This is a genomic window from Micromonospora sp. NPDC049275, assembly GCF_043197115.1.
GTDB lineage: Bacteria > Actinomycetota > Actinomycetes > Mycobacteriales > Micromonosporaceae > Micromonospora.
This window is the reverse complement of record NZ_JBICSN010000026.1, coordinates 14543-31816: the sequence shown is the minus strand read 5'-3', so window position 1 is coordinate 31816 and position 17274 is coordinate 14543. Positions and strand designations below refer to the sequence as shown.

Genomic DNA, 17274 nt, shown 5'->3' with positions numbered 1-17274 from the left:
CTCAACGACCGCCCCCGTATGACCCTGGGCTGGGCCACCCCAGGTGAGAAGATGACCCAGCTCCTGAGTGTTGCAACCACCAGTTGAGCCCGCCCAGCTAACGGAAACTGTCCAAGATCTGCGGACGTTTGGCGGGAGCGGGGGGTTGGTTACCGGGCGGACGCCCAGGCGGTGAAGCGGTCGGTCAGGTCGGTGGGTGGGGCGCTCGGGTTCAGCTCTGCGAGATGACTTGCGGCCCCCACCTGGAGCGCCGACAGATGGGCCAGCAGAGCCGGGCGATCCAGCCGATAGATCGCGAGGAGGCGCAGCTTGGCGGGTGAGCAGGGCCAGGCGATGCCACATGTGCCACAGCGCCACGTCGGGCGGGCCGGACGGTGCTCGGAAGCGCGACGGACCATCAGCCGACCCGCGCCGGGCCGCGCCGGACCGGTCGCCCGGCAGCAGCCGGCGAGGGCGGGAAAGGTCGGGAGAGTGGGATAGGCCGGGAGGGCGTGGCAGGCCGGGAGGGCGTGGCAGGCCGTGGGGGCGCGGGTGGGATAGGTCGGGAGGGCGCGGGCCGGGAGGGCATAGCGGACAGTGAAGGCACCGCGGGCGTGGTGGGCGGGAAAGGTCGCGAGGGGGCCAGGGGCCGCTCGGGCGAGGGCCGGGAGGGGGCGGGCCGTCTGGGCGCCGTGGGCGGGGAGGTGAGGCGTTGTGCGCCGGACGGCATCAGGTACAGCTCACGGCGGGCGGTCGCGTCACCATGAGGTCCGAGCTGGTAGGCGTCGATCCACAACCAACCGTGGTACGTGTGCCGGTCGGTGAGGGCGCGGATGACGCGGACGATGATGGGCCGGGCGAACTGTGGGCTCGCGGCGCGGGTCAGGTGCAACAGGTCACCGGACCGCACCTGCGGTTGCTTGTCGATGGGCATGATCCCCCCTGGCAGGCGTTGGGAAGGGGCCGCCCCGTGAGTGCTCGCCCAGAGGGGCGGCCCCGCTACGAACGCGTCCGCCGGGTCTCAGGTCCTCCACCGGCCGCGCCGCTGGTGACACTCTGCTGTGGAGACCACTACTCTCGGAAGGTGGTTCGCTGCTTCGGGCTGAGGTGGCGAAGAGTTCCACGCCGGGCAGTGGCGTGAGTAATCAATCTTCCGGTTTGGGGAGCACTGAATGGCGGATCTGCCGCACCCGCTCGCTGCGTTCATCGTGGGCGAGATCCGTCGTGCCCGAGGGGCCGCCGGGATGACGCAGGAGGCGTTCGGTCGCGGTGCCGGCTTCAGCGCATCGCACGTCAGCGCCGTGGAGGGCGAGACGCGAGCGCTGACGATGGACTTCATCAAGGGCGCCGACCGCGCATTCACCAATGGCGGCCTTTTCGAACGCATGGTCGCGAAGCTCGGGGCACCATCATGGTTTCTGCCGTGGTTGGACGCGGAACGCGTCGCGACTCAGCTCCGGTCCTGGCAGCCGTCCCTGGTGCCCGGCCTGCTCCAGACCGAGCAGTACGCCCGAGCGGTCATCCGCTGCGACGACACCCTCAGCGAAGAGGAGGTCGACAAGCGGCTTGCCGCTCGGCTCGACCGGCAATCGATCCTCGCTCAGCCGAAGGCACCGCAGTTCGTCGCGGTCATTGGGGAGGAGGTGTTGCGGCGTGCGGGCGAGGACTTTCGAGGAATCATGGCGGGGCAGATCACGCACCTGACGGCCATGGCCGAACGACCGAACATCAGCGTCCACATCGTGCCGGCCGACGTGAGCATGCACGCCGGGTTGACCGGTCCGTTCATCTTGGCTCGGGCTGCGGACGGTAAGTGGGTCGGCCAGTTGGAGAATCAGCTCGGCGGGCTGGTCATCAGTAACGACGATGACGTGGCTACGCTTCTGTCGAAGTGGGAGACCATACGGAACGAGGCCCTACCTCGACGGCAGTCAACCGACCTGATGAAGGAAGTGGTGACGTCATGGACCTGATCGACGCTACGTGGCGCAAGTCCACCCGCAGCGGTTCCAGTGGGGGCGACTGCGTCGAGGTTGCGGACAACCTGTCGGGCATCGTTGGTGTGCGGGACTCCAAGGACCCCGACGGGCCGGCGCTGGTCTTCGGGCCGGCGTCGTGGCGGGCGTTCGTCGCCGAGGTCGCCCGGCCGTCCTGACCCAACCCCGAGAGAGCACGGAAGCGCCCGCCCCCAACAACGTGGGGACGGGCGCTTCGCCGTGCGGGGGAACGGTCAGGCCACCACCGACCGTAGCGGCACTCCGGCGGTGCGCAGCGCTCGTACCAGATCGTTCGTGAAGGGGTGTTCGTCGGCCTGGAGTCCCTGCGGGTTGGGGATCACGACGTACGCCGAGGTGCCCTTCGCGGACGTCCGCGCGTCGGTGGTGAAGCGGTCGACGATGGCCCGCGTGCGAGCCAGGTCCGTGGCCGCCACCTCGATGGTGATCGGCCGCCATCCGCCGCCCAGGTCCGCCGCGACCGGCGCGGCGGCGGCGCTGGCGCGCGCCGCGTCGGTGCCCGGCGCGCGTCGGGCGCCGGGCGCGCCCGGCGGGTAGAGCAGCGCGTTGGCCACCAGGTGCAGACCATTCTCGTTGTACGCGCGGAAGAGCGGATTGAACGCGAACAGCACCGACCTGCCGCCGCCGGTCGGCTCGTCGACGACGGCAGCCGTGCCCTTCAGTGTGTCCGCACCGACGGTGTAGCCGTTGGCCCAGAACGTGTCGCCGGTCGGGTAGGTGAGCACGTTCGTCCCGGTCGTGCTGGGGTTGAGGATCGGGTCGTCGTTGTTGAACTCGAAGTCCTCGGCGGGGCGGCCCAGGGCGACCGGGTTGTCGGTGTCGACGTCGACCCGTAGGTGCGAGCCGATCACCAGGTAGTCGGCGGGTTTGGTCTTCTCCGTGGTGGAGGTGAGCCCTGCGGCGCGGGCCAGCCGTGTGCCCTCGTTGCGCAGCCCGACGTAGGTGTGGCCCTGGCCGATCCAGTCCCGCAGGTGGGCCTGCCCGGTGGCGGTCAGACCGCCTGTCGCGCTGCTGCCGTCGGGAACCAGCAACACCGTACGGCCGGTGAACGCCTCGGTGTTGTCGTTGATGTCGGCGGTGGTGACCGGCTTCAGGTCGAGGCCCCACCGCTTGCCGAGCACGTACCGGGCCTCGCCCTGTGAGCCGGACGTGGTGGAGATGCCGGTGCCCTGGAAGAGTCCGACGTCGGGCAGGGCGAGCGGGGTGCCGGTGGGGCGCCCGCCCGGGGTGAGGGTGGTCCCGGCCGCCTTCGCCAGGTCGTCGACCGTACGGCTCAGCCTGGTCGCCGGGATCGCGACCCGGCTGGTGGTCAGGTCCCGCACGAGCGGCACACCACGGCCGAGCAGGGCGAAGGTGAACTCCGCGGCGGCAGCCGAGTCCAGCGGGTACGTGTAGGAGCCCCACGGCCACGCCAGTCCGCTGCGGCCCCCGGCGATGCCGCGCACGAGCTGAGCCTTCGGCCTGACCTTGTCGCCCGTGTAGATCGTGGACACACCCATGAGCAGCGGGTTGCTCCACGACGACACGTCGTAGAAGTAGGGGAACGGGACGTACGGGTCCTCGCCCATGATCGCCTGGATCCAGTGCTTCTGCGGCTGGTCCATCGGGATCCAGTACGCGCCCCGGGGCACCGTCACGTTGGTGGCGCTGCGCCCGCCGAAGACCCGCGCGGTGGGCACCCGGGTGGGCTGCTGCACCTCGTACACCTCGACGTCCATCCGGCGCAGCCGCTCGACGAGCCGGCGGACGTCGGCGAGCTGCCGGTCGGGCAGCAGGAAGTACGAGCGGATCGTGATGTCGGGCACCGGGAACTGGACCTCGTTGGTGGGCTGCACCACCTCGTTCGGCTCCAGCCTGCCCGCCCGGCCCTCGGCGAGCGCGTCGGTCCAGATGTCGAAGTAACCGTCCAGCACCTCACGCTTGTTGGCGGCGGCCCAGCCGAGCGTCGACCACTGGGTGTGGAACTGCTGCTGCACCCGGTCGGCGACGGCCGACGCGCTGCCCTTCTCGTACGTCATGCCGGCCGCCCCGAAGCCGGCGGTGGGCACGGTGTCGCCGTAGCCCATGAAGAACAGGTCGTACGTGTCGTAGTTGAAGTAGCACTCGGTGGTGACGGTGTCGTCGCAGGCGCCGTTGTAGCCGAAGCCCGCCTTGTTGGCCTCGCCGATCCGGTTGATCCAGTCCACGGCCTCGCCGGCGATCTCGTGGTGGATCGGGTCGGCGTTGGGCGGGAAGAAGTACTGCCGGCCGCCCATCTCGTGGGCGTCGATGAACACCTGCGGCGGGTAGCGGCGCAGCAGTTCGAGCTTGCCGTCGGTCTCCTGCTGGGTGCGGGCGAACCAGTCCCGGTTCAGGTCGAAGCCGAACTCGTTCTGCCGGCGGGTGGCGTCGCGGCCGTCCGGGTTCTGGGTGGGGACGATGACGGTGACCAGGTTGTCGTTGCGCCGCGCGACCTCGCAGGACAGGCCGGCGGCCAACTCGTACAGCGTCTTGAGCGCCGCGTCGGTGCCGCTCTTCTCACCGCCGTGCACGTTCGCGGTGACCCAGACGATGGCCGGGCCGTCCTGCGCCGTACGGGCGGCGGTCCGTGCGCTCGTGCGGCGGGGGTCGCGCAGGTCCCGTACGTCGTCGGCGATCTTTCGCAGCGCGGAGGGCCGCACGTGACGCTCGTTGGACACCACCGCGTACGGCAGCGGTTGGCCGAGCACGCTGGTGGCCGTCACGCCCGTGACGACCCGGTCGGAGGCGCTGTCGACGGCCTTGAGGTAGGCGCGGACCTCGTCGTTGGTGACCACCCGCTCCTGCCCCGCGCCGAGCGGGAAGCCGAGCGCGGCCTCCGGGCTGGGCACGGTGCTGATTCGTGCGGTCGGGTCGGTGCTGCACCCTGCGGGTCGAGCGGCGCCAGCGGCCGACGTGCCGCCGAGCAGGGGAGTCATGCCGAGCAGGAGCGCGATCGTGGCGGCGCCCGCCAGCCGCTTCGGGGGGAGGGTCCAGAACGGACGTGACGATGGGCCCATGTCTCGGGTTCCCTTCCTGGGGGAAAGCCTCGCAGTGGCCGGAGCCTATGAATCGGTCGACACGGCGGTCAAGAGTTGATCGACATCGGTGACTCTCCGGGGCTGCCCGAAGGCGATGTCGCCTGGCAGGATGACGAAGTGGGGTTTGCCTTCGCCGGAAGGAGAAGACGGTGCCCGCGTCACAGGAGACCATCACGCTGTCGGTCCATCCGGATCTTCCCTCTGCCGATGCTCGACGTTCTCTCGCGTCGTGGCTGCGCGCCGAGGATCGGCTTCGCGGAAAGGTGACCGCCGCGCCCGCTCCCGGCTCGACGATCCCGGCCGACGAGATGTCGGCCGGGGCCACGGACGTGCTGCTGGTGGCCGTCGGCAGTGGCGGCGCCGTCATGGTTCTGGTGCAGGCGATCGCCGGCTGGCTGACCCACCGCCGCGAGGACGTGACGGTGAAGCTCACCCTTCCCGGCGGATCGTCGGCCGAGTTGGACGTCCGCCGGGCTCGAGACATGGACCAGGTCACCGCGCTCATCGAGGCCGCCGTACGCGCTCTGGCCGAGCACGAACCGTCTGTCGAGACGAACGATCAGTGAGTCGCCCCGACCCGAGCAGGTCGACCGCGCTGCTGATCGGCACCGCCACACACAGCCAACAGGCACTGGAAGATCTGCCGGCGGTGCGGGCGAACGTCACCGAGCTGGCCCGGCTGGTCACCACCGGCCCGGTCGACCTGGTCGCCGTGGAACGCTGCACCCAGCTTCTCGACCTTCCGCACCCGGGGGAGGCGGGTGTCACGATCGCCGAACGCTGCGGCGAGGCCGAGGACCTGTTGCTCGTCTACTACGCGGGCCACGGGCTCCTCGATGACAACGGAGAGCTGTTCCTCGCCCTGAGCGGCACGAACCCCCGACCGGACTGGCTCAAGTACACAGCGATCCCGTTCAGCTGGATCCGTGACGCGATGCGGGACAGCCCCGCCCGTACCCGGGTGCTGATCCTCGACTGCTGCTTCGCGGGCCGGGCGCTCAACAATATGTCCACTGCGGATGTGGAGAACGGGCTCGCCGACCGTAGTGAGATCCAGGGGACGTTCACCCTCACCGCGACCTCGGACAACGTCGCCGCCATCGCGCCGGTCGGTGCCGAGCACACGGCGTTCACCGGCGAGTTGCTGCGCCTGTTGCAGCACGGACCACCAGCGCGCGACGGGCACCCGGACGGGGAAGACCTCACCCTGAGCGCCGCGTACCGGCATCTGGCGGTGACCCTGCCCAGCCAGGGCCTGCCACGGCCGCGTCAACGCAACACCGACCTCGCGGCCGACCTGGTGTTGCGCCCCGCCCGGCCGGCTTCTGCCGCTGTGCCGGCCGCCGAAGGCCAACTCTCGGATGAGCCACCCGTCGCCACGCCGGCCGTCAATCTGCCCGTCCTGGCCGAAGCGCGGCCGGTGATGGACACACTGCGCCGACCGCAGCGACTGTTCCACCCGTTGCACCGCGACCTGTTGGCGAGGCACTGGCGACGGCTCGCGCTGTCGGTCGGTGTCGTGGGTCTACAGATCGCTCTCCTGATCTCGTGGCTCGGCCCCGGCCTCGACCCGACACGACCGCGCGGGTGGCTCAACGGGGATCTGCTGTTCACGATCTTCGAGCCGGCTGCCGCGGTGATTGTCACAGTGCTCGCGGCTACCGCCAGTCGCGACGTGCGGGCCGGGTTTCCGCGAGATGCCCGAGTCAAATGGGGACTGGCCATCATTCTCTGGGGTGTTGTCGTCGTGTACATGCCGATCACAGTCGTCGTGTTCGTCGCGGCGGTGATCTTCGTCGAGTCTCCGCGGTTCTTCCTCGTCCTGCTCTGTGGGGCCCTCTGGCTGATGTGGCGTCTCGGTCGAGAGATGTTTGACAGGGGCCATGTGCTGAAGGCGTGGTGGCAAATCCCCATAGTTGTCGGCATCACTGGCGGGCTCGCGGTGGCGTTGCAGGTCGTCGGTCGCATCAGGCACCAGGCCTGGTGGAAGCTGCCGCTCGAAAATCATGCCTTCGGGAAGGTCTGGTTGCTGACCGGGATCCTCACGATCGGTGCGTTGATCGGCATACAGGTCCACGACGTGCTGACCGGTCACCTCGCGCTGGCACGAAGGCCGCTCGTCGTTCAGCTCACCAAACAGGGCATCGGAGTGCGGACCAGAGCGCACAACAGGTTCATCGCCTGGCACCATCTGGACCGAATCTTCGTCGCCGGAAACATCCTCGCCATCGCCTTCAAACGGGACTATCCCGAGGTGGAGAAGCCGCGCGAGTTCAGCTACTCCGCCGCTCTCGGCGGCTTTACGGTGGCCGACATCCGGCACTTCCCCCACACTCGTGCGGAGATCCTGCACGCCCTCTCGCACTTCGCGGGCGGCACCCTGCACGGCGTCACCCCACCCGATCCTGACGACGACCGACTACCCGCGCGGGCGGACGGCAGCCTGGCCCGGCGGTTCAGCGAGCGGTGGAGCACCCACTGAGCTGACGCCACACCGCCGCCGACCAGGAACCGGCCGGCGGCGGGTGGGGTCGAGCGGGAGTGCGCCTACCAGGTCGTCAGGCCCAGGCCGATCGTCTTGGTCAGCGTGGCGTTGTCGTCGTCGCCGTCGAGCGACCAGATCATCGCGCCGCCCAGACCGGTGCGCCTGATGTAGAGCATCTTCTGCAACACCACAGCCGGATCGTCGTACGTCCAGAAGGTCGTACCGTCGAAGAGCCAGGCGTGCCCGGCGCGCAGGTCGCGGTGCACGGTGTAGCCGTTGCCGGCGAGGGCCTTGAGCTGCTTGTAGTCCTCGTACCCGGCCTCGTAGGTCGCCGGCGCGGGCCCGGCGGCCGGCTGGAACAGCCCGGTGCCGCCGCCGGTGACGCCGGTCCAGCCGCGACCGTAGAAGGGGATGCCCAGGACCAGCTTGTCGCGCGGCGCTCCACGGGTGAGCCAGCCGTCGATCGCCACCTCGACGGAGAAGTCCGGGTTGTCCGGCGAGCCCGCCGGCACGCGCAGGGCCGACTGCTGGTTGGCCACGGCCTCCCAGCCGCCGTGGAAGTCGTACCCCTGCACGGTGCCGAAGTCCAGGTACTTGAAGATCTTGCGGCCCTCGTAGCCGGCGTCCATCGTGGCCGGGTTGGCCGGTAGGAAGGCGGTCAGCGGGTGGTGCGCGCGGGTCGTTCGGCCGTACGCGTCGAGCTGCCGGCGGAACTCGGCGAGCAGCTTGGTGAAGTTCTCCCGGTCCTCGGGGCGGATGACGTTGCCGGGCTCACCGTCCCAGTTCGGCCACTCCCAGTCGAGGTCGACGCCGTCGAAGACGCCCGCCGCGGCACCGGGGCTGCCCGGCAGGTTGCCCTTGAGGTACAGGTCGATGCAGGACGCGACGAACGCCTTTCGGGAGGCGTCGGTGCGGGCGGCGTTGGAGAAGTACGTCGACCAGCTCCACCCGCCCAGCGAGATCAGCACCTTGAGGCCGGGGTGCTTGGCCTTCAGCTTGGCGAGCTGGCCGAAGTTGCCGTTGAGCGCCTGTCCGGGTGCGTCGGCGACGCCGTCGACGCTCTCCTCGGCGGGGACCGGCCGCTGGTAGTCGGCCCAGGCGTCGCCCTCGCCCGGTCCGCCGTCCACATAGCAGCGGCCATCTTCGCTGACGTTGCCGAACGCGTAGTTGAGGTGGGTGAGGCGGCTCGCCGCCCCGGAGGCGTCGAGCTTCTTGACCGAGAAGGCCCGGCCGTAGATGCCCCACTGGGTGAAGTAGCCGACCCGGTGGTAGCCGGGCTGGCGCTCGGGTTTGCCGCCGGCGCTCGCCACGGTGGGCGGGGCGGCGGTGAGCAACAGGGTCGCCAGGGCGACGACGGCGGTGAGGCGGCGGTGGCGCAGTTGTCGCATCGGCACTCCCACGAGGGATCAAGCAGAATTAGTAAAGACACTTATCTGATTGATGAAGTTAAGCCGATCACGCTCTGCGGTCAAGAGCCGTCCCTCCGCCGCCGTCCCCGCGGCGGCCGGTCAGCCGACCTGGCTGTTGTCCTTGAGCGAGCCCCAGCCGTGCCAGCGGTCGATCTCGATCAGTGCGCTGACCCGGGCGCGTTCCCGCCGGGGATAGTCATTGCCCGTGTAGTGCCGCGACAGCCGGTCGATGTCCGCGAGATCCTCGTCGGCGCGCAGCTCGGCGACATGCCCGACGATGCTGACGTGGGTGTACCAGCCGGCCTCGTCCAGCACCGTGAGCGACACCCGGGGGTCGTTGCGGATGTGCTCCAACCGGCGGCGGCTCTCGTCCAGGTTCACCAGGATCCGCCCGTCCTCCCACAGGTACCAGGTCGCGGCCGACACCGGCTGACCACCATTGCGAAGCGTCGTCATGACCGCCGGGTTCGGCTTCTTCAGCATCTCGACCGCGGCCTCGGGAAGCGGTGGCTTGGACATGAGGGCTCCTCCTCGCATGAGCGTTTACCCCTGCACGGTACGCACCCGTACAGCCCGCGCACGCCAGGACGCGGATCGCGGCGCCCGCGAGGCCGAGTGGCTCAGCCGAGCCACTGACCGTCGCGCATGAGGACGCGTCCACGCAACTCGTTCGCCTCCCGCCAGGCCTGGATGCGCTGCGGCCGGATCACGAAGTACTGGTAGGGCTCGGCACTTCCGCTCGGGTCGAAACCGGTCCTGGCGGCGAACGCCGCACACCTCTCGTGGCCGAGGTCGGCGATGTCCACCGGCTCGGCGACACCGTCGACGATGACGACGTCACGCGTCGGCCCCAGGCTGAGTCGCACCCGCGCATCCTCCAGCAGGTTGCGACCGGTGACCGAGGCGCGCGGCGTCGAGACGAGAAAGGTGGTCCCGTCCCAGAGGTACGACAGCGGAATGAGGTGCACGCCGCCGGGCGAGCCCGACGTCGCGACCCACAGATCGATGTCGCTCTCCAGCCTCTCTCGTGTGTCGCGCAGCCGCTCCGCAAGCCCACGCGGTGGCACGCTCGCCATGTCCCCTCCGGTCAGGTGCGTGATCCTCGGGCGCTGCGCCTCGGCGCGTGCGCGTCCCCAGGCGGCGAGGCACATGGCTCAGCGCAGTTCCTGGATGCGGACCATGTTGCCGGCCGGATCGCGGAAGGCGCAGTCGCGGATGCCGTACGGCTGCTCGGTCGGCTCCTGGACGACCTCGGCGTCGCCGGCCTGCACCTTCTCGAAGGTGCCGTCCAGATCCCGGGTGGCCAGCAGGATCCACCCGTAGGTGCCCTTGGCCATCATCTCGGCGATGGTGCGCCGCTCGGCCTCGGTGATGCCCGGGTCGGCGGCCGGCGGGGCCAGGAGGATGGACGTGCCGGGCTGGTCGACGGGCCCGACGGTGATCCACCGCATCGTGCCCTGACCGACGTCGGTGCGGACCTCGAAGCCGAGCACGTCGCGGTAGAAGGCCACCGAGGCGTCCGGGTCGACGTGCGGAAGAACTGTCGTGTGAATGGTGATGTCCATGCTGGCCATGCTAGGTAGGCCCTCCCGCCCGTACTTCTCGATTCCTGATCGATGCGGCGGGTCGCACCCGCGTGCGGGGCGTCGTGGCCGGCCGGAGAGGATGGGGCCATGACCGATCCCGCACTCCCCGGACGCGTCGTCGTCACCGGCGCCACCGGCAAGCTCGGCCGCGCCGTGGTCGCCCACCTGCGCAGCCTGGGCGTCGACGTGCTCGCGCTGGACCGCCTCGGCGGGCGCGACCCCCGCGACGTCGACGGTGAGTTCCTGCTCGTCGACCTGACCGACTACGGGCAGGTGGTGGAGGCGTTCACGGGAGGGGCCGACGAGCACGCCGGCGGCGTCGAGGCCGTCGTGCACCTGGCCGCGATCCCCGCCCCCGGGCTGATGTCCAACGCGGCCACGTTCGCGAACAACTCGGCCGCCACGTACAACGTCTTCGCCGCCGCCCGGGCGGCCGGCGTCAAGCGAGTGGTGTGGGCGTCCAGCGAGACCGTGCTCGGGCTGCCGTTCGACACCCCGCCGCCGTACGCGCCCGTCGACGAGGAGTACGCGCCGCGTCCGGAGTCGACGTACTCGCTGAACAAGGCCCTGGAGGAGGAGATGGCGCGGCACTTCTGCCGGTGGGACCCGGAGCTGGTCATGGTGGGTCTGCGGTTCTCCAACGTGATGGACGTCGAGGACTACGCGCCGTTCCCCTCCTTCGACGCCGATCCGCAGTCGCGGCGGTGGAACCTGTGGGGCTACATCGACGCCCGCGACGGCGCCCAGGCGGTCGAGCGGGCGCTCGCGTACGACCGGCCCGGCGCGGACGTCTTCATCATCGCCAACGCCGACACCGTCATGAACAGGTCGAGCGCCAGCCTGATGGCCGAGGTCTACCCGGGTGTGGAGATCCGCAAGGACCTCGGCGAACACGAGACGCTGCTCAGCATCGACAAGGCGCGGCGGGTGCTGGGCTACGAGCCCCGGCACTCGTGGCGCGACCACGTCGACCAGGCGTAGACCGGACGCGACAGCCGGCGTCCAGCCGGGACCGTTGCGGGCGGGCGAGGAGGTGGAGTAACTTCTTCGGCACGCCGTCGAGCCGAGAGGAGGTCAGAACAATGTCCGATGTTCTGCGCCCCCTCCGCGCACCGGCGTCCACGCGGAGCTGACCCGGGGCGCACGCTTTCCGGAGGTCCGCCAATGACCAGTCTGGTCATCCGCCCGCTCGTCGCGGGCGAGGAAAACCTGTTCGACTCCATGATCGACCCGCTGCCCCAACTGCGGCAGATCCCGTACGCCGACGGCATCGCCGGCGGCGGCTACCGACCCGAGAACACCTGGATCGCCCTGCGTGACGGCCGGGTGGTCGGCCGGGCGGCCTGGCTCCTCCCGCCCGGTGCGGTGGGTGCCCCCTTCCTGGAACGGTTCGACCTGGCCGCCGAGCCGGAGGTGGGCGCCGCGCTGCTGCACGCCGCCCACGAGGCAATGGGTGGTCCCGGTTGGTACTACGCCGCCCTGCCCGCGCACTGGCGACGCCGACCCGAGGTGCTGGCCGTGGTCACCGCCCCGATGGAGGCGGCGCGGCTCGCCGGGCTTGTCGAACGGGGTGAGCGGCTCCGGTGCTCGTGGACGGGCACGCCGCTGCCGACGACCTCCGGGCGGTACACCTTCCGTCCGCCCGTCGACGCGGCCGAGATCAACGCCCTGGTCGCGCGGATCAGCGAGCCGGACGTGCTGACCGGCGCGGAGATCGCGCGTACCGTCGCCGGCGTCGACCTGGCCACCGATCCGCTGGCCTGGCTGGGAGAGTCCACCGACGAGTGGCGCATCGGGGTGCAGGGCGGGCAGCCGGTGGGCCTGGTCGGCACCGCCGGCGACGCCTGCTACCCACTCCTGGCGTACCTCGGCCTGCTCGACGACGCGGCGCGCGGTGAACTGCTGGCCGAGGCGGTCCGGGTGCTCGCCGCCGGGGGCGCCCGCGAGGTGATCGCCGACGTGGACGCGCGCCGCGTCGCGGTGCTCGCGGAGCTGGAGCGGACCGGGTTCCGGCAGCTCCGCACGCGCGTGCTGTTCACGCCGCCGGCCGAGGGGGAGTAGCCGTTCGGGGTGCGCCCCTCGTCACCCGGGGCGCACCCCGCACCTGCGGCGACGCCGCCTCCTGCCAGGATCTGTGCCCATGCCGGAGATCATCGCCCTTCTCGTCGGCGGATCGGCGCTCGTCGTCGCGGCGGTCGCCGGGCTCTATCTCTGGCCGCTGCGCCGACGTGAGCTGCGGCTCGTGCCGGCCGACCCGCTGGACTTCGACGTCGCGATCCGTCTCGCCGAGACCACCATGGCGGCGGAGGCCGCGGACCCGTACGTCCGGCCGGAGTCGCGCAGCCGCCTGCTGAGCCACGGCTCGCGTACCGGCAGGGCCGTGTTGCTGCTGCACGGGTACACCCTCGCGCCGGAGCAGTACGACGAGTTGGCCGAGGTGTTCTTCGCCCGCGGTTACAACGTGTGGATCCCGCGGGCGCCGCACCACGGCACCGTCGACAGGCGGGCCCACCACCGGGTCGAGGCCGCCGAGCTGACGACGTACGCCGCGCAGGCCGTGACGGTCGCGGCGGCCCTGGGGGACGAGGTGGGTGTCGTGGGCATCTCCGGCGGCGCGGTGCTGGCCACCTGGCTGGCCCAGGTCCGTGGGGACGTCGTCCGGCGCCTGCTGGTGCTGTCGCCGTTCTTCGGCCCCCGGCAGGCGCCGGCCTACGCGGTCCGACCGCTCATCACCCTGTACGGGCGTCGCCTCCTGCGCGATCGCGTCACGTCGCGGGGATACTCGTTCTCCGCCGTCACGCAGTACCTGACGATCGTCCGGACGCTGCCGCGGCCGCCACGACGGACCGGCCTGCTGAGCGCGGCAGTGGCGATCAGCCCGCTCGACGCGGTGGTGCACCCCGGCGCGGCGGTGACCGTGCCGGGCCGGATCGCGCAGGCCAACGGCGTCGCACTGCGGGTCTGGGCGCTGCCGGAGTCGTGGGGTGTCCGGCACAACACCCTCGACCTCACCGCGCTCGGCGCCGACGCCGCCGAGGTGCTCCGGCGGTACGTCGACCTCTACGAGGGTGACCCGGTGCCGACGCCCGCCGCCTGTCCCGCGTCGCCGGCGCCGTTGAACACCGGCGGGGCGTAGCCGGCCGGCTTGTCGCCGATGCCGAGGCCGGGGCTCACCACCCAGGACTGGTACTGCGGGGTGAACATGCCGTACGGCAGTCCGAGGTTCGGGGCGCTGGCCTCGTCGAGCCGGCGACGGGCGTCGGCCGGGATCTCGAAGTCGAGCGCCTCGAAGTTGCTGCCGACCTGCTCGGCGCTGCTCGCCCCGATGATCACGGAACCGACGGCGGGTTGGGTGGCGACCCAGTTGATCGCGACCTGCGCCATGCTGCGACCCAGGTCGGCGGACACGCTCTCCAGCGCGTCGATGACCTTCCAGTCGTCGGGGCTGATCTCCCGACCGGCGGCGTCGGGGTTGGTCAACCGCCCGGTCCCGCTCAGGCCCTCGCTGGTCCGTCGGTACTTGCCGCTGAGCAGCCCTCCGCCGATCGGGCTCCAGGCGGTGAGCCCCATGCCGAGGGTCTGGGCCATCGCCACGAACTCCGCCTCGATGCCCCGCGTGACCAGGGAGTACGGCAGCTGCAGGTTGATGATCGGGGCCAACCCGTGCGCCTCGGCGTAGCTCTGCGCGCGGGCCGCGTACCAGGCCGGTACGTCGGAGAGCCCCGCGTACCGGATCTTGCCGGAGCGCACCAGGTCGTCGAGGGTGTGCACGACCTCCTCGATCGGGGTGATCCGGTCCCAGGTGTGCAGCAGGTACAGGTCGAGGTAGTCGGTGCCGAGCCGGCTCAGCGACGCCTCCACGGCCCGCATGAGGTGTTTGCGGCCGTTGCCGCTGGCGTTCGGGTCGGCCGGGTCGACGGTGTTGGTGGCCTTGCTGGTGAGCACGAGCCGGTCGCGGACGCCGGCCCTGTCGATCAGGCGGCCGAGGATCCTCTCGCTCTCCCCGGCGGTGTAGAAGTCCGCCGTGTCGATGAGGTTCCCGCCCGACTCCAGATACTTGCGGAAGATCGGCTCGGCCTCCTCCTCGGTCTTGCCGTACGCGGCGTGGAACCCGTCGACGCCGAAGTTCATCGTGCCCAGCGCCAGCCGGCTCACCCGCAGACCCGAGCGTCCGAGCAGGTAGTAGTGGTTCATCGTGATGGCCTCTCGATCGTGATGGGGGCGCGGATCGGGCCGCGCGTTCCCGACCTTTGCTCGACAAATTTGGACCTGCAAGTCCAGAACCGGGGCTAGGGTGGGGCCATGACACGCGCGTTGACCCGCAAGGGCGAGGCGACCCGGGCGCGGATCGTCGCCGGCGCCGCCGCCGAGATCCGCGAACGCGGCGTCGACGAGGTACGCCTCGAGGACGTGATGGCCCACACCGGCACCAGCAAGGGCCAGCTCTTCCACTACTTCCCCGACGGCAAGGAGGAGTTGCTGCTCGCGGTGGCCCAACACGAGGCCGACCAGGTGCTCACCGACCAGGAGCCGATGCTCAGCAACCTGACCTCCTGGCCGGCCTGGCAGGCGTGGCGCGACCGGCTCATCGAGCGCTACCTCGCGCAGGGCGTGAAGTGCCCGCTCAACGGCCTGCTCGGCCAGACCGGCCGACGCGCGCCCGGCGCGCAGGCGATCGTGACCGGGCTCATGTGGCGGTGGCAGGAGGCGATCACCGTGGGCATCCGGCACATGCAGTCGACAGGTGACATCGCCGGGGACGTGGACGCCGACCGCGCGGCGGCGGCGCTGCTGGCCGGCATCCAGGGCGGCGTCCTGCTGCTGCTCTCCACCGGGAAGATCGACCACCTCGAAGCGGCCCTCGACCTCACCATCGAACGCCTGCGGGCGGACGCCCGGACGACCTGATCATCGCCGCGCCGGGCTATCCTTGCGCCCGAGTTGATCGGAGAACGGAGCAGGCGTGGCAGGTGACGACGACATCTCCGGGTGAGTACCCGGACCGGCCGCCGACGGGCGCGTGATCGCGCCGCCGTCGCCGCGGCCCCTGTCGTCATGCCCTGCTCCCGCCGGGCCACCTGTGTGCGCCCGGATCTCCTCTCCTCCGAGGTCCTCATGTCTGTTCGACCCGCGCTCATCGCCCACGACCTCGTGCGCGTCCGCGGTTCCCGCCGCGTACTCGACGGTGTCTCCCTGACCGCCGCGCCCGGGCACCGGATCGGCCTGATCGGTGAGAACGGCGCCGGCAAGACGACCCTGTTGCGGGTCCTCGCCGGCGTCGACGAACCCGACTCCGGCACCGTCACCCGTCCGCCGGACCTCGGATTCCTGCACCAGGAGATGCCGTACGCGCCGTCCGCGACCGTCGCCGGGGTCCTCGACGACGCGCTACGGGAGGCCCGCGCCGACCTCGCCGAGCTGGATCGACTCGGCGACAACCTGGCGACCACGCCGCAGGACACCAACCTGCACGCCCACCTGCTGGCCGCGTACGGCGAAGCTCTGGAGCGGGCGCAGGACCGCGACGCCTGGGACGCCGACCGGCGTGCCGGTACGGTCCTCGCCGGCTTGGGCCTCGGCGGCATACCCCACGACCGGTCCCTGGCCGCGCTGTCCGGCGGGCAACGCGGCCGTCTCGCCCTGGCGGCGCTGCTGATCCGCCGGCCCGGCGCGTTGCTGCTCGACGAGCCCACCAACCACCTCGACGACGCGGCGGCGGCGTTCTGCGAGGAGCAACTGCGCGCCATGCCGGGCGTGGTCCTGCTGGCCAGTCACGACCGGGCCTTCCTCGACGCGGTGTGCACCGACGTCATCGACCTGGACCCGGCGGTCGAGGGACCGGTCCGCTACGGCGGCGCCTACAGCGCCTACCTGGCAACCAAGCGAGCCGAGGCGCAGCGGTGGCGTCAGCGCTACGACGAGGAGCAGGCTCAGCTCGCGGACCTGCGCGAGGCCGCCGCCGTGACCGGGCATCGGGTCGCGCACGGGCGTGCTCCGCGCGACAGCGAAAAGATGGGGTACGGCCACACCGCGGGCCGCGTGCAGAACCAGATCTCCCGTCGGGTCCGCGACGCCGCCCGCCGGCTGGAGCAGTTGGAACGTGACCAGCTTCCCGCGCCGCCGCAGCCGTTGCGTTTCCACGCAGCCACCCTCGCCGCCGGCGTCGGTGACGAACCCGTCGTCACGCTGAGCCGGGTGGAGGTCCCCGGCCGGCTGTGGGTGGACCAACTCGTGCTGACGGCCGCCGACCGGCTGCTGGTCAGCGGTCCGAACGGCGCGGGCAAGTCGACGCTGCTCGCCGTCCTCGCCGGCCGCCTCGTCGGTGCCGGGACCGTCTGGCGTCGACCGGGCCTGCGCGTCGGTCTGCTCACCCAGGACACCGTCCTCGACGATCCGCGGCGGACGGCCCGTCGGACGTACGCCGACGCCGTCGGAGCGCGGCGGGCCGAGATCGTGCCGCTGACGTCGCTCGGTCTGCTCGCAGCGACGGACCTCGACCGCCCGGTCGGTGAGCTGTCGATCGGCCAACGTCGTCGGCTCGCTCTCGCGGTGCTCGTCGCCAACCCGCCGGACCTGCTCCTGCTGGACGAGCCGACCAACCATCTCTCGCCACGCCTCTGCGACGAGTTGGAGGAGGCCCTCGGAACGGGACCGGGCGCGATAGTGGTCGCCAGCCACGACCGGCGGCTCCGCTCCCGCTGGTCGGGCCGGGAGGTGGCAGTCGTCGCAGGTCCGCCCCCACGAACCTCGTGATCGACGCGC

The 17274-nt window shown here is 71.0% G+C and carries 15 protein-coding genes; 9 read left to right on the top strand and 6 right to left on the bottom strand.

Features of this window, described 5'->3' with window-relative positions:
- The first annotated feature begins 1151 nt into the window (after nucleotides 1-1151).
- Nucleotides 1152-1952, top strand: a complete 801-nt coding sequence (locus ACGFIE_RS33595) for a helix-turn-helix transcriptional regulator (RefSeq protein ID WP_007461582.1) — start codon at nucleotides 1152-1154, stop codon at nucleotides 1950-1952.
- Complete coding sequence (locus tag ACGFIE_RS33590; protein WP_393302632.1) at nucleotides 1943-2134, top strand: DUF397 domain-containing protein; 192 nt, start codon at nucleotides 1943-1945, stop codon at nucleotides 2132-2134. Before ACGFIE_RS33595 ends, ACGFIE_RS33590 begins: the two co-directional genes overlap by 10 nt.
- A gap of 75 nt (nucleotides 2135-2209) precedes the next feature.
- Here ACGFIE_RS33590 and ACGFIE_RS33585 read toward each other — a convergent pair whose 3' ends face one another.
- Nucleotides 2210-5011, bottom strand: a complete 2802-nt coding sequence (locus ACGFIE_RS33585; protein ID WP_393302629.1) for a M14 family zinc carboxypeptidase — start codon at nucleotides 5009-5011, stop codon at nucleotides 2210-2212.
- Between the two features lie 170 nt (nucleotides 5012-5181).
- Between ACGFIE_RS33585 and ACGFIE_RS33580 the strand changes: the two genes are divergently transcribed.
- Together ACGFIE_RS33580 and ACGFIE_RS33575 are read left to right on the top strand one after the other, a co-directional pair.
- Complete coding sequence (locus tag ACGFIE_RS33580; RefSeq protein ID WP_363684213.1) at nucleotides 5182-5598, top strand: hypothetical protein; 417 nt, start codon at nucleotides 5182-5184, stop codon at nucleotides 5596-5598.
- Nucleotides 5595-7514 carry a caspase domain-containing protein gene (locus ACGFIE_RS33575; RefSeq protein ID WP_393302626.1) on the top strand — a complete coding sequence of 640 codons (1920 nt, stop codon included), beginning with the start codon at nucleotides 5595-5597 and terminating at the stop codon, nucleotides 7512-7514. The genes ACGFIE_RS33580 and ACGFIE_RS33575 overlap by 4 nt, the downstream gene beginning before the upstream one ends.
- A gap of 65 nt (nucleotides 7515-7579) precedes the next feature.
- Here the strand turns inward: ACGFIE_RS33575 and ACGFIE_RS33570 are convergent, their stop codons facing one another.
- The 4 genes from ACGFIE_RS33570 to ACGFIE_RS33555 all read right to left on the bottom strand — a co-directional run bounded on the left by ACGFIE_RS33570 (nucleotide 7580) and on the right by ACGFIE_RS33555 (nucleotide 10491).
- Nucleotides 7580-8905 (bottom strand): glycoside hydrolase family 18 protein, encoded by a 1326-nt coding sequence (locus tag ACGFIE_RS33570; protein ID WP_393302623.1) that lies wholly within the window; start codon nucleotides 8903-8905, stop codon nucleotides 7580-7582.
- 120 nt (nucleotides 8906-9025) lie between these two features.
- On the bottom strand, nucleotides 9026-9445 hold the full coding sequence (locus tag ACGFIE_RS33565; protein ID WP_363684219.1) for a PPOX class F420-dependent oxidoreductase: 420 nt from the start codon (nucleotides 9443-9445) through the stop codon (nucleotides 9026-9028).
- A gap of 101 nt (nucleotides 9446-9546) precedes the next feature.
- Complete coding sequence (locus ACGFIE_RS33560) at nucleotides 9547-10002, bottom strand: pyridoxamine 5'-phosphate oxidase family protein (protein WP_393302620.1); 456 nt, start codon at nucleotides 10000-10002, stop codon at nucleotides 9547-9549.
- A 78-nt stretch (nucleotides 10003-10080) separates the two neighbouring features.
- Nucleotides 10081-10491, bottom strand: a complete 411-nt coding sequence (locus ACGFIE_RS33555; protein WP_363684223.1) for a VOC family protein — start codon at nucleotides 10489-10491, stop codon at nucleotides 10081-10083.
- 108 nt (nucleotides 10492-10599) lie between these two features.
- Here ACGFIE_RS33555 and ACGFIE_RS33550 point away from each other — a divergent pair, with 108 nt between their 5' ends.
- The 3 genes from ACGFIE_RS33550 (at nucleotide 10600) to ACGFIE_RS33540 (ending at nucleotide 13648) form a co-directional block, all read left to right on the top strand.
- Nucleotides 10600-11493 carry an NAD-dependent epimerase/dehydratase family protein gene (locus tag ACGFIE_RS33550; RefSeq protein ID WP_393302617.1) on the top strand — a complete coding sequence of 298 codons (894 nt, stop codon included), beginning with the start codon at nucleotides 10600-10602 and terminating at the stop codon, nucleotides 11491-11493.
- A 183-nt stretch (nucleotides 11494-11676) separates the two neighbouring features.
- Entirely contained in the window at nucleotides 11677-12573 is an 897-nt protein-coding gene (locus ACGFIE_RS33545) for an acetyltransferase (protein WP_393302614.1), read from the top strand.
- Between the two features lie 79 nt (nucleotides 12574-12652).
- Nucleotides 12653-13648 (top strand): serine aminopeptidase domain-containing protein, encoded by a 996-nt coding sequence (locus ACGFIE_RS33540; protein WP_393302611.1) that lies wholly within the window; start codon nucleotides 12653-12655, stop codon nucleotides 13646-13648.
- On the opposite strand, the gene ACGFIE_RS33535 is transcribed toward ACGFIE_RS33540, so the two are convergent.
- A complete protein-coding gene (locus ACGFIE_RS33535) occupies nucleotides 13573-14706 on the bottom strand; it encodes an aldo/keto reductase (RefSeq protein WP_393302608.1) in 1134 nt (377 codons plus the stop codon). The two genes, ACGFIE_RS33540 and ACGFIE_RS33535, sit on opposite strands and share 76 nt — an antisense overlap.
- Nucleotides 14707-14814: 108 nt before the next feature.
- Here ACGFIE_RS33535 and ACGFIE_RS33530 point away from each other — a divergent pair, with 108 nt between their 5' ends.
- Together ACGFIE_RS33530 and ACGFIE_RS33525 are read left to right on the top strand one after the other, a co-directional pair.
- Nucleotides 14815-15420: a TetR/AcrR family transcriptional regulator gene (locus ACGFIE_RS33530; protein ID WP_363684233.1), complete on the top strand. Its 606-nt coding sequence runs from the start codon at nucleotides 14815-14817 to the stop codon at nucleotides 15418-15420.
- Nucleotides 15421-15627: 207 nt separating this feature from the next.
- Nucleotides 15628-17265, top strand: coding sequence for an ABC-F family ATP-binding cassette domain-containing protein (locus ACGFIE_RS33525; protein ID WP_393302604.1), 1638 nt, complete (start codon nucleotides 15628-15630; stop codon nucleotides 17263-17265).
- The last annotated feature ends 9 nt before the right edge of the window (nucleotides 17266-17274 follow it).

Excerpts from the sequence above, each read along its gene's own strand:
- ACGFIE_RS33595 (WP_007461582.1), top strand. The coding sequence starts at position 1,152 with ATGGCGGATCTGCCGCACCCGCTCGCTGCGTTCATCGTGGGCGAGATC.
- ACGFIE_RS33590 (WP_393302632.1), top strand. The coding sequence starts at position 1,943 with ATGGACCTGATCGACGCTACGTGGCGCAAGTCCACCCGCAGCGGTTCC.
- ACGFIE_RS33585 (WP_393302629.1), bottom strand. The coding sequence starts at position 5,011 with ATGGGCCCATCGTCACGTCCGTTCTGGACCCTCCCCCCGAAGCGGCTG.
- ACGFIE_RS33570 (WP_393302623.1), bottom strand. The coding sequence starts at position 8,905 with ATGCGACAACTGCGCCACCGCCGCCTCACCGCCGTCGTCGCCCTGGCG.
- ACGFIE_RS33565 (WP_363684219.1), bottom strand. The coding sequence starts at position 9,445 with ATGTCCAAGCCACCGCTTCCCGAGGCCGCGGTCGAGATGCTGAAGAAG.
- ACGFIE_RS33560 (WP_393302620.1), bottom strand. The coding sequence starts at position 10,002 with ATGGCGAGCGTGCCACCGCGTGGGCTTGCGGAGCGGCTGCGCGACACA.
- ACGFIE_RS33555 (WP_363684223.1), bottom strand. The coding sequence starts at position 10,491 with ATGGACATCACCATTCACACGACAGTTCTTCCGCACGTCGACCCGGAC.
- ACGFIE_RS33550 (WP_393302617.1), top strand. The coding sequence starts at position 10,600 with ATGACCGATCCCGCACTCCCCGGACGCGTCGTCGTCACCGGCGCCACC.
- ACGFIE_RS33545 (WP_393302614.1), top strand. The coding sequence starts at position 11,677 with ATGACCAGTCTGGTCATCCGCCCGCTCGTCGCGGGCGAGGAAAACCTG.
- ACGFIE_RS33540 (WP_393302611.1), top strand. The coding sequence starts at position 12,653 with ATGCCGGAGATCATCGCCCTTCTCGTCGGCGGATCGGCGCTCGTCGTC.
- ACGFIE_RS33535 (WP_393302608.1), bottom strand. The coding sequence starts at position 14,706 with ATGAACCACTACTACCTGCTCGGACGCTCGGGTCTGCGGGTGAGCCGG.
- ACGFIE_RS33530 (WP_363684233.1), top strand. The coding sequence starts at position 14,815 with ATGACACGCGCGTTGACCCGCAAGGGCGAGGCGACCCGGGCGCGGATC.
- ACGFIE_RS33525 (WP_393302604.1), top strand. The coding sequence starts at position 15,628 with ATGTCTGTTCGACCCGCGCTCATCGCCCACGACCTCGTGCGCGTCCGC.